A 447-nucleotide genomic window follows, 5' to 3' on the forward strand; every position below is an offset into this window, starting at 1 on the left:
ATCGATGCGTTGCACCAATCGCGCACGGTCGTCGTGGACATAGATTTCCTGGCTGCCATCGGCGTTGTGCACCGTGACGCGGCCGTCATCCCCCCAGGCATAGCGCGTGTCCATCTGCGAGAAACTGGCCCAGTGCCGCACACAGCGTGCCGCCTTGCCGGAGCGTTCCCACGCCCAGAAGAAACTCGCCCCACCGGCCAGGCCGCGTTCCACAATGACGTGCTGCTCGTCGTAGCGATACACCTCGCTCTCGCCGACGGCATTGGTCGCTGAGACCAGTCGGCCCAGGTCGTCATAGGTGTAGGAAACGACGTTCTGCTCAGTAATCCACTCGTAAGGCTCATAACCCTTAGCGCGCTGAATCTGATAATCCACCGCGACAATGCGCCCAGCCCCATAGCGCAGAAACAACGAGCGACCCACCCCGTTATCCACCCGCTCGATACG

The 447-nt window shown here is 61.5% G+C and carries 1 protein-coding gene; it reads right to left on the minus strand.

Annotated features, from left to right (window positions below):
- On the minus strand, positions 1–447 hold a 447-nt coding region (locus ACFZPT_RS26580; protein ID WP_379556303.1), incomplete at both ends, for a hypothetical protein.

The sequence above is a fragment of the Pseudomonas sp. MD330_10 genome (genome assembly GCF_042610415.1).
In the GTDB taxonomy this organism is placed as follows: domain Bacteria; phylum Pseudomonadota; class Gammaproteobacteria; order Pseudomonadales; family Pseudomonadaceae; genus Aquipseudomonas; species Aquipseudomonas rhodesiae.